Raw genomic sequence first — 12,862 nt, 5'->3', positions numbered from 1 at the left:
ACGGAGACGCAAATATCCAATCATCGTCCGCATTCCGTCCCCATACCTTAGCCCTAGTGGCCTGCTACCGACGATTCAAGCAGGCTACGCAGCTCCTCGCCTTGGGCTAAAGTATCTGGCTCAAAAGTATAACCATCGTGAACGTAATGGAAAGCCGCGCGGATTTTATCGCCGCCGTGGATGCGCCGCCAGGCTTCGGCGTAGACCGCCAACTGGATCTTCGCTGCTTCCATGTCCGCGCCCTTCGGCGGTCGACCGGTCTTCCAGTCCACCACCATCCACGTGCCATCTGCCAAGCGGAAGACGGCATCCATTCGCCCGCGCACCACAGCGCTGCCGATGGTGATTTCAAACGGCGCCTCCACAAAGTCCGGCTGGCGCTCCGCCCATTCGGAGTTCAAGAAGGATTCCTTGAGTTCTTCCAGGTCGAAGTCCTCCGGCTCATCGATGCCCGGCAATTCCTCTTCCCCTAGCAGCGCGGGGCTGCCAAAGCGCTCTTCCAGCCATGCGTGGAAGGCGGTGCCCCGCTTGGCATAAGAATTGGGCTTAAACGGCACCGGCCGGCGCTGCCGGCGCGCAAACTGTAGCGGATCACTGCCCAGGGCCACCATGTCAGAGGCGGTAAGCTCGCTGGGAAGTTCCACATCCACTACCGGTTGTTGCAGAGACTTGTATTCCTCAATGAGCGCGCCCGCATCCTGTTCCCACAACTCGAAGGTCTCGCCGTGGCTCAGCTCAGGAAGGTCCTCCATGGCGGCTAGCACTGCATCCGCGCCGGCCAGGGAATCCGGATCGGCTTTGAGGGCCGGGAAGAGCCCGCTTTCTGCCGCATTAGCCGAGGTTTCCACCGGCTCTTCGGGCACTGTCCATTCCCCTACGTACTGGGGGAAGGATTCTTTTAGACTTTCGAGGTACTCGTACGGGCCCTTCTTGGCCTTGCCAGACCGATTATTAGTGCCGGAGCCGGTAACGGTCAACGTGGACTCGGTTCTGGTGAGGGCCACATAAAACAGGCGAGCCGCTTCCTCCGCATTATGCGCGCGGTCATCATCCAAGAATGCCTTGCAGGCTTTTTCGAATTCTGAGCGGGTAACCGCATCCGGTGAGACCTCAATGTAGTCATTGTCACCGGGTACCTTTTCAATCTTGGACAAAAAGGTCTCTGCCTGTGCCTTATAGCTCGAAGAATCCGCGTGCACGACATAGACTTGTTCCCACTCCAAGCCCTTAGCCTTATGCACGGTCATGATTTGTACGCGATCCGTAGAGGCTGGAACCTCCCCAAGCTCGAGGCCATCTTCATGCTCGCGAGCGAGCTCTAAATAATCTAGGAGCGCATACAAGGAATCCCCGTGGAATCCGGCGACGATATCGGCGAATTTATCCAGGTGGGTGGCTCCCCCGGCGCTGCCGCGGGCAAGGACCTCGGTGCGGATATTGAAGATGGCCTCGATGTCCGCGAAGAGATCGCTTAAAGGCTTGGATAGCGAGTAGGTGCGCAGGTAGCGCAGCTTGGCAGATACCTCTTCCATGCGCGCCAAGCCCTCTGGGGTGTAGCGGTCGCGCTCGCCGAGGTCCGCCAGGGCATCGGCAAGCCCCACCGTTTGATCTGGGCCCTCAGCCGTAAGCTGCGCTAATTGGGCGCGCAGATACTCCTCAGGATCCACACCCTCTTCCCACTGCAGGCGCTCTTGTTTTGCCCCCGCCAGGTTCTTTTGGCGCGCGGCAAGGGCTTGAATATCGCCCATTCCCAGCCCGCAAATGGGCCCGGCGAAAATGCGGAGGGCCGCTTGCGCATCTTCCGGCCGCACCAGCATGGTCGCCAGCGCTACGAGGTCCTGGATTTCCGGTTGCCACAGCAATCCACCCAGGCCATTGATTTCATTGGGGACATCGACGGCATCCAAGGCTGCTGCAATGGCGGCGGTTTGCCGGTTGGTACGCACCAGCACCGCTGCGCGAAAGCCATCGCCCTCGCGCGCATCCCACTGCTGCCTTAATTTCTGCGCAATAAACTCGTGTTCCTCATCTTCGCTGGCGAAATAGCCCAGCTCAATCTCGCCTTCGCCCTTGTGCGGGGCCGCGTGCAGCTCATCGACGGGCCGCGGGCCGCCCCCAAAGACCCCGGCCGCCACCGAGTTGGCCAGCTCCAAGGCACCCGACGGGTTGCGCCACGAGGTAGTCAGCTGATCCTTGGGAGCAGGCGTGCCATCGGCTTGCGGGAAATCCTCCACAAACGCGGTGAGGTTTTCTGAGGTAGCCCCGCGCCAGCCATAAATGGCCTGCATGGGATCGCCCACCGCGGTCACGGAAATGTCTTTCTGCTCCCCGCCAAAAAGGCTGCGCAATAATACTCGCTGGGCATAAGACGTGTCCTGATATTCATCCAGCATGACCACGCGGTAGCGCTGCGCCTGTTGCTTGCCCACCGCTGGGTGCGATTGCGCGAGGCGCGCTGCCACAGACATCTGCTCGCCAAAAGTGATGACCTGCTGTTCTGCCTGCGCGCGCTTGAGTTCCTCGATCAATGGCACGTACTGCACGCGCAGATCCTGGACATTGATGTAGTCCTGCAGTTTCTTGGAATACTCGCCCTTCGTCCTCGGCGCCTTTTCCAGGTTGTCAATATCGGCGCGGAAATCCCGTGCGAACTCGGCAATATCATCCGGATCCTTCAAGGAATTGTCCATATCGGAAGTGATCTTGAGCAGGGTTTCCGTGATGGAACCCAAGGTCTTTTCATCCGATAATTTGCCGCCGTAGTTTTTCACCACGTCGTAGGCAATAGCGAAGCGCTCTGCCTCCGTGATGATGCGCGCCGAGGGCTCTACTGGGACCAGGAGGCCGTATTCGCGCACGAGCTCGCCGGCATAAGAATCATAGGTGGCCACGGTAGGTGCGATATTGTTAAGCGCCTCCGCAGCGGGGCTGCCGGGGACGATGAGCCCGGAATCGCGCAGCTGAATGAGCTGGCGGCGAATGCGCTGTTCTAGTTGCTGCGCCGCCTTGCGCGTAAAGGTCAGCCCCAGCACTTCCTCTGGGCGCACGTAGCCATTGGCTACCAAATAGACCACGCGGGAGGCCATGGTTTCCGTCTTACCAGCACCCGCGCCGGCCACCACGAGCTTGGGGCCAAAAGGGCCCTCGATGACGTGGGCTTGTTCCTCAGTGGGTGGGTAGTCCTTGCCCAGTGCTTTCGCTATTTGTTCCGGGGAAAAATTCTGCTTAGGCATGGATGGTCATCTTTCCTTCCTCCTGCACTGGGCAGATGGTACGAATGGGGCACTTATCGCAATCCTTATTGGTGCGGGCGGTAAGCTGCGGACCGCGCAGTTCCGCTGCCAGGGGTGGCAGTAATGTGGAAAACTCTTCCAGCGCCTCCGCGGTGAGCTGACTCTGAGTGCGGGTGGTAATTTTGCTGGAATCTTTTCCGGGATAGACAAGCACCCCGCCCGCGCGCGGCATCCCTTCGCCATCGCGCACGCGCTGCCCGTCGAAGCTGCCCCGGGACAAAGCCAATTGGTAGGTCATTAGCTGGCGGTTTTCTTCCGCCTCTGCCTGCGTCGCTGCAGATTTACCGGTCTTGAGGTCCACGACCAGGTAATTTCCATCCCCGTCCTGCATCAAGCGGTCCATGAATCCGCCGACCCGAATATCCGGGGCGACCTCGACGTAGACGGGTACTTCCACCCCGGCGAGTTCATTTTTAACCTCGGATTGCTCTGCCCATTGCTGCGTGCGCTCCAGCAGGCGGGAGAATTCTTCCAATTTGCTCTGTAGCTGCCACTGCGGAACGTCCAGGATGAGCTCATAGGCCTCCATGACGAGCAGGCGGGCCTTTTCCGCATCCATGCCGCGGCCGATGGCCTCCAAGAAGGCGTGTGCCATGGTGCCGCGCAAGAGGTGCTCGGCGCCGCTGGGATCTTCGGCCAAGTTTCCCACAATCGCCTTGAGCGGGCAGTTGAGCAGGGCTTCGACCCGGGATGGCGATAGACTCTTGCTACCGCGCAGCTGCGTATGCGAGGCTACAGAGCGCGCGGAGAACCACTGGTCTGGGTGGGCGCCAGGGATGCCCGCCTGCGCTAAGCGCGCCAGCTGCCGGGCTGCTTGGCGCCGCTCCGCCTCGCCAGAATCTGGATTCGTGACCACGCGGCGCAATTGCGCCACAAAGGAAGGAACGGAAAGCACCGCCACGTCGAGGGGATCGACCTCGAGCCCATCGCGCAGGGGCACCGGTGCCGGCTCGGGAACATCCAAGCCCAGCTCGCGGGGAAATTGGGTGGCGCGCAAGGCGCGGCTGGCTTCCCGGCGCGCCATAGTCCCGGGCACATCAACCCCGCGCCCGGTAAATTCCGCGATGAAGCGGGAAGGTTCTGCAAAGGCATCCTCATTGGGGTTTTCCACCGCGGCGATGAGCAACCGGCTCCGGTGGCGCGTGGTGGCGACGTGGAAGAGCCGGCGCTCTTCTGCCAAACGGGAGGCAATGTGGCTAACAGGGGTATCGGGCTCAATATCGCGGTCCAGGAGATCGATGAGATCTTCTTGGCCAAAAATGGATCCAGTCTCCCCCAGCGAGGGCCACGCGCCTTCTTGGGCTCCGGCGACGATGACGGTATCCCATTCGCGGCCAACGGCGCCGTGGGCGGTGATGATCTCTACGGCCTGCGGGATGGCGGTGCGGCGGTCGCGGACGCCGGTGGGCAATTCCTGCTCGGTGATGTGGGTTAAAAAGGACTGCAACGAGGAGCCGGGGCGGCGCTCGGAGTAATCACCGGCGGCATCAAATAACGCCATCATGGCATCAAGATCGCGGTCCGCCTGCGAACCGGTGGCGCCGCCGCGCAACGCGGATGCCTGCAGGCGCATATCCAGCTCGGTAGCGCTCCATACTTCCCACAGGATTTCTTCCACAGAAGCCTGGGCTTGTACAGCCTGCCGCCCCGCGGAGAGTACCGCGCGCACGCGCTCTAGGATGGAAAATTCGCGTTCGGTGAGTTGTCCATTGAAGTCCGGCAGCTCACCCTGCAAGAGCTCGCGCAAGCTATCCATTCCGCGCGTATCGGGCGCCCACCGGCGCAGACCGCGAATCAGGCGGCGCAGGGTGACGGGATCCGCCCCGCCCACTGGGCCGGTAAGCAAGTCCTCGAGCTCCGCATTGCTGAGGTCTTCTTCCAAGGCGCGCAGGGCAAGGAGCATGGCAGATACTAGGCGCTGTTCTGCCAAAACCACGTCGGTCGGACTGATATGCACGGGTACACCGGCGGCCAACAAGGTGCGGCGCATCTGGCCGATATCCGCCGTCGAGCGCACGATGACGGCGATATCGCTCCACTGCACGCCATCGTCCAAATGGCGGCGGCGCACGGTATCGGCCACCACATCGCGAAGGCGGCCCTCAGAATCCACGATGGAAACGCAAGCCGGAGATCCGTCGCGGTGCGGCTGCGAAAGCTCGATGGGGTGTTCCGCGGGAAAATCCTCAAAGAACTGCGAATTAGCACCGCGGAAGGCAAAGACGGATTGGTCCGGATCGCCGCCAATGACTAGCAATTGTGCATCGGGTGCCAGGCGGGAGATGAGCTCGCCCGCGGTGGGATCCAATAGCTGAGCATCATCAACCACAATGGTGTGCCACGGGTGCGAACTCGTAAGTTCTGGGCGCAGCAAGACCTGGTTGACTAGCTCGGCCGCGGAATAAGAATGCGCCCCGGAAAGTGCCTGGACGCGTTCATATTCGCGCAGGAACTTACCGGCGGCAACCCACATCCCGCGGCCGTACTTCGCGCCAAGGCTCTCCAAATCCGCGGGACTTAAACCACGTTCGATGGAGCGCAAAAGAAAATCGCGCAATTGGCGGGCAAAACCTACGTACTCTAGGGCGGGGCGAACTTCCTCCGGCCAATCGCCATGGCCGGATTCAGCATGGCCTTCTAGCAATTCCCGGATAACGGCGTCTTGTTCCGCGCCGGTGATAAGGCGCAATTCCTCGTCGCTGGCGCTGCGCAAGAGGGCGAAGGCCAAGGAGTGGATGGAGCGGACCATGGAAGATTGTGCCGCATAATCTTCGAGGCGCTCCGAAAGCTCGCGGCGCAGGCGGGAGCCGGATTCCTTGGAGGCAGCGACAACGAGGATGCCAGAGGGATCTGCCCCCGTCTCATGGGCGCGGTCAAGAGCATGAATGACGGTATCGATGAGAAAACTGGATACGCCGGTTCCGGCAGTGCCGGTTACCTTCCAGGTACCGGTTTCCGGCAGCTCAATGGGCCAGGAACGGGCGCGTGCGGACGTGGTGCGGGCAATGAGTCGTACCTCGGGCGACGGCGGTAGGACCACTCCCGCGCGGGCGGTGGAATGGGGATCGTAAGTCACCGCCCCAGTATTGCAGATGCCCTAGACACAAGAAACTGTTCCACTCGCTCAATATTGGAACGCACATTCGAGCGCGAGCGCGGATTCAGATCATTAATATGCCGGCGATAGGACACCGCCCGCAGCAAAAGCTCCTGCATGCCCGGCACGTGGCCAAACCGCTGACAGATGTCATCATCTACCACTTGTGCGATCAATCCATCCACGATCACAAGCGCTGCGCTCCACCCGGCTGGGCGCGCGGATTGGCTCGGCACGAGATCCACAATCCCCGGTGGGTGCGCGCCATAAAAGACCGTGGTGGTCAGCAGGGCGGTATGGGCGGTGACCAAGGGGACATCGGCAAGCGCGGCCTTATCGTAGGCCTCCCCCGTCTCCGCCCAGGCGGTGCGCTCCGCGCGGGCGAAGGCATCATCGCGGTGCGTGCTCGGCGGCGCAGGCGCATTGGCCATGGCATCGTCCAAGCGCAAGGCCGTCTGCGCTGCTTCATCGATGCGCCCGGCGACCTCGCCGGGAAGGAACTGCGTCGCCTTCCATCCGGCGGCGGTGTGGCGGCCGTCGCTCGCGAGAACCGGCCGCGATACCCGCGCGCCCGGCACGCTTAGTTTTTCGCGCACCTTGGCAGACCATGCCGCGAAGGGGCCGGCCTGGGAGTAAACCACGTCGCCCACCTTGATGCCGTTATCCCATACTGGGCCCAGCTGATCGCCTTGGGCCCGGCGCGACCCAGTCGCACCGGTTTCTGCGTGGAAGGCGCTTAAAACATGCTCTGGGGGAAGCGGCATCCAGTACTCCTTATTGGGGTTGGTGGGGATCCTTGTGCTCCGGATTGGGATATGGCCACGGGTTAGGCTCGCAGGTCACATCCTCATCAGGATAGACCTCCTTGGGATTGCGGTCATGCAATTGCTTATTGTTCAAACTCAGCGTCTGCTGCATCATCACTGGGGCCAATTTGCCCTCGCCGCCGCACTGCTGGTGGGAGGCATAGCCAATGGCATGGCCCAATTCGTGGTTGATGACGTACTGGCGGTAATTGCCCAAATCGCCCTCAAAGGGCGTGGCCCCGCGCACCCACCGCGCTTCATTAATGATGGTGGTGGATTCGCCGGTAAACTTGGTGTGGCAGGAGGTTTCCGTCTCGATCTTCTCGCCACAACGCTCAGCGGCCGTGGTCAGAGAGGTCAGCTGGATGCGGGTATCGGGATCGTCTGCGGAGGCGACGTGCTCGAATTCGAAGTCGCCTTGGGCGGTCCACCCGCGTGGATCCGCAAGGGTTGCCTCCACCATTGCGGCAAAGGCATCATCTCCGCCATAGGGAGCGGTATTGAGCCCATCTTCCACCTCGATGGAATAGCGCACCTTTTTCTCGCCACCCTCGCCGGCTACAGCGCCGGGGCGGCCGATTCCGTGGAAAGTGCCCTTGCCCTTTTTGGTGAAGTCACTTCCAGGGGGCATCTCACTGATCTCGCGCTCTACCGCCTCCGCATTCGCGGGGTCGGGGCCCGTGAGATCCTCGTGGGTAGGAGTGGCTGCGGTGGTTTCCGCGCTGGATGCATCGCCGTTGTCATCGGCCGAAGAGCCAGACGCGATATCCACAATCACCCAGACGGTAAGCAGCACCATCACGGGGATAGCCACCACACGCCACCAGCCGTACCGGCGGGCGAACCGGACCACCGGGTTCGGGTGATCCGGAATTCGCCCATGGCTCTGCTGAGCCTTGCGATTCTGCCTACTTTCCATAGGCATTGAGGGTACCCGGTTGTCTATTCAAAAACTGAATTAGCAAACCTTTAGAACGCCCCAAGCTTAGGCGCCGGCGAATCCGACGGACTGCTTCTTAGCGGCACCAACCTCGACGTACACCACACGCTCAGTGCGCACGAGGTACTTGCGGCCCTTGTCATCTTCTAGCTCCAACGTGGAGTTTTCTGCCAGGGCGCTATTAATCTTTTGCGTTAGCTCCGCCTGCTCACCACTGGTGCTAATGATCAGCTCGCGCGGGGTATCTGCAAAACCAAACTTGATATCCATAAATTTATCCTCCTCTAACTAGAGTTTTACATGCCAATGGCCCCACTATAACCATCCCGGCTACTATCAAGGTGTGTCTGTCATAAAACCCCAGCCACCGACCTTCGCGGAACTCGGCGTGGCCGCCGAAATCTGCGATGGGCTCGCTGACCGTGGCATCGCGCGAACCTTTGCAATCCAGGAATTAACCCTGCCCATTGCGCTCAATGGCCAAGACCTCATTGGCCAGGCGCGCACCGGCATGGGCAAGACCTTTGGCTTTGGCGTGCCGCTGCTCGATCGCGTTTTTGATGACGCGGATATTGCCCCACTGGATGGGACGCCGCGGGCGCTCATCGTCGTTCCCACCCGCGAGCTTGCCCAACAGGTCACCGCGGATTTGCAGGACGCGGCCGCGCACCTGCCGGTCCGCCTCGCCTCCATCTACGGCGGGCGCCCCTACGAGGAGCAGATTAAGCTCCTCCAGCGCGGCGTTGATGTGGTCATCGGAACGCCAGGCCGCCTGCTCGACCTGCACGAGCGCGGCGATCTGGTTCTGCGCCAAGTTGCCATCGTGGTACTCGATGAGGCCGATGAGATGCTGGACCTAGGCTTTTTGCCCTCCATAGAGGCCATTTTGGAAGCGCTCGATGGCAACGCGCACCAGACAATGCTGTTTTCTGCCACCATGCCAGGCGCCATTTTGAACTTATCGCGGCAGTTCATGAATAAGCCCGTACACATCCGGGCCGAATCGGAGGCGGATGAGGTCACGCACGAAACCACCCGCAAGGTCACCTTCCAGGCCCACCGCATGGATAAGGTGCCGGTCATCGCGCATATCCTACAGGCCCAGGGCCGGGGTCGCAGCATCATCTTTACCCGCACCAAACGCTCGGCCGCGCAATTGGCCGATGACCTTGCTGAGCGCGGCTTCCGCGTCGGCGCCGTGCACGGTGACTTGGGCCAAAAGTCCCGGGAGAAGTCCCTGCAAGCCTTCCGCTCGGGCGAGGTGGATATCCTCGTCGCCACCGATATCGCCGCGCGCGGCATCGACGTCGATGATGTCACCCACATCATCAACTACCAGGTTCCCGATGATCCCATGACGTTTATCCACCGCATCGGGCGCACCGGCCGCGCTGGGCACACCGGCACCGCCGTCACCCTGGTCGGCTACGATGAGCTGGCCAAATGGCAGGTCATCAACGATGAGCTAGGCCTAGATACGGCCACGCCGCCGCAGTGGTTTTCCACCTCCCCGGAGCTTGCCCAGGCGCTTTCCATCCCCGCTGGCGTGCAGGAAAAGGTGGGGCCTGCCACCAGCGTAGTCGGCCAGCTTCCGGCGCATAAGCGGTCTGCGGGACAGCACCAATCCCGGCCCCAGTCGCGGTCCCGGTCCGGGGCGCGGCGCGGTAAAGGCACGCCCCGAGGAGGGCGCCGATGACTAAGGCCCCCATCTTGCGGGCTACCGCTGCGGATTGGAAGGCCACCGGCATTATCGGCGCTATCTGCGCCATCGCGGTGGGCGGCTCAGTAGCCACCGCCAATATCCACCAGGCGGACCTGCACCAAGAGGCGGTTCCTGGGGAGAGCGATGCCGCTGTGCTTGCCGATGTCCCCTCCTCCCTCACCACTGCCTACAGCCTGCCCAACCAGCCCGTACCCGGCCAATACCGCGCCATTTCCGCCCATGGCTTGAGCATTAGCCACGATGGCGATGTGCTTACGGCCACCAATGCCGATGGCTCCACGGCTTGGACCTATACCCGCAGCGACGCCGAACTCTGCTCGCTTTCGACCGCTTGGGGCAAGGTGGTTGCCACCTATCGCACGGGCGTGGGCTGCGGGGATACGGTTGCCATCGACGCCGCGACGGGTGAATATGACTCCACCCGCAGCGCTATCAATTCCCCGGACGTTATACCCGTGCAGTCCAATGACCGGGTAGGTACCGTTTCTGCTGGGAGAATCGACCTGTGGCGCTCAGATCTCGTGCGCACCGTGGAATACGGCGACGTGGAGGCCAAGCAGGAGGCGCAGAAGCAACCGCACGAGGAGTGCACCATCTCTTCGGCGTTGACGCGTACCGAGAACCTCGCGCTGACGGAATCGTGCCCGGAGGAACCTCACACCACCTGGTTAAGGTTTCAAACCACCACCCCGGAAGACTCCCGGGAACCAGAGATGGACGCAGATGTCTCCGTGGAACGCGATGGAGCGCGGCTTATCGCGGTGGGCCAAGATGCCGCCGCGGTCTATATCCCCGGCCCAGAACCCCGCATTGAGTCTTATAACAACCAGGGCGAAAAGCTTTCTTCTACTCCCGTAAAGCCTTCCGCCGCCATCGAATCCGGTACAAGCCCTTTCGCCCCAGCCATAGCGGATCTCCCGCACCACATGACGTGGTTTGATGGGAAACGCCTCTACCTTTTAACCCCCAGTGATTTGCGGGTCGATCACGTCATTGACGGCGCCATCGGCACCCCAATCTCAGTGGCTGGGCGCATGCTGATGCCCACCGAAAAGGGCATAGCTGTGGTGGACTGGTCTACCGGGAAGGTACTGCGCGAAATTGCCGTCGACCGCGGCGGCTACCGTGGTCCTGTCCACCTCACGTTGGCGGGCGAGACCATTGTAGAAACCCGGGGCGATACCGTGGTTGGCCTCAGCAGCGACTAAGCGAGTGCCACTCGCGCCTCCCGCGCGAATGGTCCCTTAGAAATTCGAGGCGGCCCACTCCGAGGACTCGCGCCTAAACATCAAGAGATAAAGCACCGCGACCGCGCTTAACAGGGTGATAGTTCCCAGCACCGGGGATCCACCGCTATACATTTGAAACGCGCTCGCGCCTAGGATGAGCTCTACGAGGACCACGGCGCCTCTTCCCCATCGCTTTCCTTTCACCATGGCCCAGGCGCCTGCGATGACGAAGCCAAAGACGATGAAGATAAAGATGGCGGTGCCAAGCCCCACAAAGCTTCCCGATCCGGAATCAGAAACCATCGAGTCATTTTCCGCGCCCACCGCTTCGCGCACGATGAGGAAAATACCAAAACAAATAACCGCGATGGATTGCACCGTGGCAATGCCTGCGCCTATAAGCACCGACTGCGGGGCACTATCCGGTGCTGCCGCTGGCGCTGCCGACTTATCTCGCTGCTGCTTATTTACCTGGCGTTTGTTCTGCTTAGACACAAATCCCCAGTCTACTAATGCGGCGCGGATTTTTTCTGTGCCACCCACGGCGGGGCCTCGATGTTGCCTGCAGTAGCGCGGGGGCAGGGGGATGAACTGGGAGATTTGACGGTCTCTTCCTCACCACACTCACCACATAGCACCTATAGCTGCAGCTCACAGCGATTCTCACAGGATTCTTTAAAATTTGATTTTGGCATTTATGGCCCCCACACCGCGCCTATTTACGTGATGTTAACCACAATTTAGCCCGTACCCCTAGCGGCGATCGGGTAAACATGTCATGATTCTCTAGTAGCAAAAAGAAAGAGGGCGTAAACCTCTTCTTAACCTGGAGGAAACTTCAGGTAACAACACCGTGAACCATAGGCGGCGGCGACGCTGGCCCGACCTCGAGACCGGGCCCCACTGCTAGCAGACCAGTTCACACACCACCTAAAAATCAAGGTGCTTTCCTGCCTCGCACGGATTGCGCTCGTATTTACTGCTGTCAAAAATTTGTTAGGAGATATCAATCATGGATTGGCGCCACGAAGCCGTTTGCCGCGACGAAGACCCAGAGCTGTTCTTCCCAGTAGGTAACTCCGGTCCTGCCCTTACCCAGATCGCTAAGGCCAAGCTGGTCTGCAACCGCTGCCCCGTTGCTTCTTCCTGCCTCAACTGGGCACTCGAGTCCGGCCTCGACGCCGGCGTCTGGGGCGGCCTGTCTGAAGAGGAGCGCCGCGCCCTCAAGCGTCGCCGCAATCGCGGCCGCGGCCGCTCCCGCGTGTCCGCCTAATAGCGCGGACCCGGGGAACCTAACACTCACCCCAATTTTCGTTTCGGCGCCCTTAGCCGCTACAGTTGAATAAAGTTCAGAAACCCTCAACGAAGGAGTGCGCAATGAGCAAGCGTGGTCGCAAGCGCAAGGATCGCCGCAAGAAGGCCGCTAATCACGGCAAGCGTCCTGGCGCATAACGTACAGCACATATTAAAAGCCCGGTTCGTACCAGTTCACCTTAAGAACTCGTATGGCCGGGTTTTTAATCTTTCTATTAGAAATCCGACTCTCGGAGTAGTAGCTACCAGGGCGCTCATTTTAGTTTGGTACTACTGGTCCGTATCGGGGCATCGGTCATAGCTTCCCCGAAGTGCTCTAATTGAACTCATTTCGTAGTTTCCTTTTGCCGGCTTCCCTTAGCAGGTATAGCGATCGGCGATGATGGGAGAGTGTCTAATGGTTTGTGTGTAGGTTCCCAACCTGCATAAGGAGATAAGCCAGAATGACTAGTGTGGCACG

10 protein-coding genes are annotated in these 12,862 nt (G+C 60.6%); 4 read left to right on the top strand and 6 right to left on the bottom strand.

What is annotated here, in order from left to right:
* Window positions 1-53: 53 nt before the first annotated feature.
* The 5 genes from ABRP86_RS10185 to ABRP86_RS10165 all read right to left on the bottom strand — a co-directional run bounded on the left by ABRP86_RS10185 (window position 54) and on the right by ABRP86_RS10165 (window position 8,406).
* On the bottom strand, window positions 54-3,233 hold the full coding sequence (locus tag ABRP86_RS10185) for an ATP-dependent helicase (RefSeq protein WP_349864106.1): 3,180 nt from the start codon (window positions 3,231-3,233) through the stop codon (window positions 54-56).
* Window positions 3,226-6,333: an ATP-dependent helicase gene (locus ABRP86_RS10180; protein WP_349864134.1), complete on the bottom strand. Its 3,108-nt coding sequence runs from the start codon at window positions 6,331-6,333 to the stop codon at window positions 3,226-3,228. Before ABRP86_RS10180 ends, ABRP86_RS10185 begins: the two co-directional genes overlap by 8 nt.
* Before the next feature lie 32 nt (window positions 6,334-6,365).
* Window positions 6,366-7,154 (bottom strand): hypothetical protein, encoded by a 789-nt coding sequence (locus ABRP86_RS10175; RefSeq protein WP_349864103.1) that lies wholly within the window; start codon window positions 7,152-7,154, stop codon window positions 6,366-6,368.
* A 10-nt stretch (window positions 7,155-7,164) separates the two neighbouring features.
* The gene (locus ABRP86_RS10170) at window positions 7,165-8,115 is read right to left on the bottom strand and encodes a DUF3152 domain-containing protein (RefSeq protein ID WP_349864101.1); all 951 of its coding nucleotides are present in this window, start codon (window positions 8,113-8,115) and stop codon (window positions 7,165-7,167) included.
* Between the two features lie 66 nt (window positions 8,116-8,181).
* Window positions 8,182-8,406, bottom strand: coding sequence for a DUF3107 domain-containing protein (locus ABRP86_RS10165; RefSeq protein ID WP_023025669.1), 225 nt, complete (start codon window positions 8,404-8,406; stop codon window positions 8,182-8,184).
* A gap of 73 nt (window positions 8,407-8,479) precedes the next feature.
* On the opposite strand from ABRP86_RS10165, the gene ABRP86_RS10160 reads away from it, so the two are divergent.
* Window positions 8,480-9,832: a DEAD/DEAH box helicase gene (locus tag ABRP86_RS10160; protein WP_349864099.1), complete on the top strand. Its 1,353-nt coding sequence runs from the start codon at window positions 8,480-8,482 to the stop codon at window positions 9,830-9,832.
* Complete coding sequence (locus ABRP86_RS10155) at window positions 9,829-11,067, top strand: Rv3212 family protein (protein WP_349864096.1); 1,239 nt, start codon at window positions 9,829-9,831, stop codon at window positions 11,065-11,067. The genes ABRP86_RS10160 and ABRP86_RS10155 overlap by 4 nt, the downstream gene beginning before the upstream one ends.
* A gap of 36 nt (window positions 11,068-11,103) precedes the next feature.
* Here ABRP86_RS10155 and ABRP86_RS10150 read toward each other — a convergent pair whose 3' ends face one another.
* Window positions 11,104-11,583 carry a hypothetical protein gene (locus ABRP86_RS10150; protein WP_034659662.1) on the bottom strand — a complete coding sequence of 160 codons (480 nt, stop codon included), beginning with the start codon at window positions 11,581-11,583 and terminating at the stop codon, window positions 11,104-11,106.
* Window positions 11,584-12,100: 517 nt separating this feature from the next.
* Between ABRP86_RS10150 and ABRP86_RS10145 the strand changes: the two genes are divergently transcribed.
* Together ABRP86_RS10145 and ABRP86_RS11720 are read left to right on the top strand one after the other, a co-directional pair.
* Window positions 12,101-12,361: a WhiB family transcriptional regulator gene (locus ABRP86_RS10145; RefSeq protein WP_005277545.1), complete on the top strand. Its 261-nt coding sequence runs from the start codon at window positions 12,101-12,103 to the stop codon at window positions 12,359-12,361.
* 104 nt (window positions 12,362-12,465) lie between these two features.
* The gene (locus tag ABRP86_RS11720; RefSeq protein WP_369707509.1) at window positions 12,466-12,540 is read left to right on the top strand and encodes a 50S ribosomal protein bL37; all 75 of its coding nucleotides are present in this window, start codon (window positions 12,466-12,468) and stop codon (window positions 12,538-12,540) included.
* The last annotated feature ends 322 nt before the right edge of the window (window positions 12,541-12,862 follow it).

The organism is Corynebacterium sp. KPL3927 (assembly GCF_040225835.1).
GTDB lineage: Bacteria > Actinomycetota > Actinomycetes > Mycobacteriales > Mycobacteriaceae > Corynebacterium.
The sequence above is the reverse complement of the archived record's forward strand: the minus strand, read 5'-3'. Positions and strand labels throughout refer to the sequence as shown.